This is a genomic window from Bacillus sp. 05T31 (assembly GCF_056396725.1).
Genome location: NZ_JBFTMA010001090.1, coordinates 1 through 951, shown reverse-complemented (window position 1 = coordinate 951; position 951 = coordinate 1). Strand labels below are relative to the sequence as shown.

Genomic DNA, 951 nt, shown 5'->3' with positions numbered 1-951 from the left:
GTTTACAACGTATTTATCGGCGACCTTTAAAGGATCCCTTTCTGTTATTACAGACTTTATTCATACTTGGACCTCAGAAGAGGATCAACATTCGAATTTATTGGAGACATATTTACTACTCACTCGAAGTGTGAACCCTAAACGAWTACATGAWTTAAGAARGTCAGTCGTTGAGGGKGGATTTGAGCCTGATTTTCATACACCAATCGAAGCAATGACGTATACGACGCTACAAGAACTTGCAACGCTGGTGTTTTATAATAACGTAGCTAAGGTTTCAAGTAAGCATGATCCAGATCTTGCTACATTATTACGYCGTCTYGCMAAAGATGAGACTCTTCATTATGCGTTTTATCGAGACGTCATTCGAACACATTTGGAATTAGAACCTAATTATTGCTATCATATTGCCAATGTGATTAAGAATTTTAAAATGCCAGGTGCCGTCATGCCTGATTTTGAAAATAGAATGGCTGTGATTGCAAAAGAAGCGAATTATGGACCACTACAATATTTTGATCAAGTACTTGATGTAGTGGTTGATTATTGGGGGTTAAAAGACTTACGACCAATTGCGCCTTTAGCTGAAAAAGCAAGAATTGAGATTTTGGAGTACCATACAAGATTAAAAAAAATACGAGATCGATTTGGTCGTTTTCAAGAGAAAACTGATCTACGTTAATTAGTAAAGGTTTGGGGATATACGCGGGGAAATTCCCCTTCCCTTTATTAAAAATCCGACACGCTCCCTATTATTTTGGTGCTGTTTTTACTTAAGTTGATTTTTATATAAAAAGTAGTTGACGATAAAAACAATTTTATGATATTATAAAATATTTGATAAAAAACCACATATATGTTAAGGTTGAGAAGGTTACCATATATGGAGGTGGATTATATGTTTCAAATTGGCGATAACATTGTTTATCCAATGCACGGAGCAGGTATAAT

General features: G+C 35.3%; 2 protein-coding genes. Both read left to right on the top strand.

Annotated features, from left to right (window positions below):
* Positions 1-682 (top strand): acyl-ACP desaturase (locus AC1DJR_RS31560; RefSeq protein WP_477004425.1); only part of this gene is annotated, 682 nt, incomplete at its 5' end.
* Positions 683-883: 201 nt separating this feature from the next.
* On the top strand, positions 884-951 hold a 68-nt coding region (locus tag AC1DJR_RS31555), incomplete at its 3' end, for a CarD family transcriptional regulator (protein ID WP_328192188.1).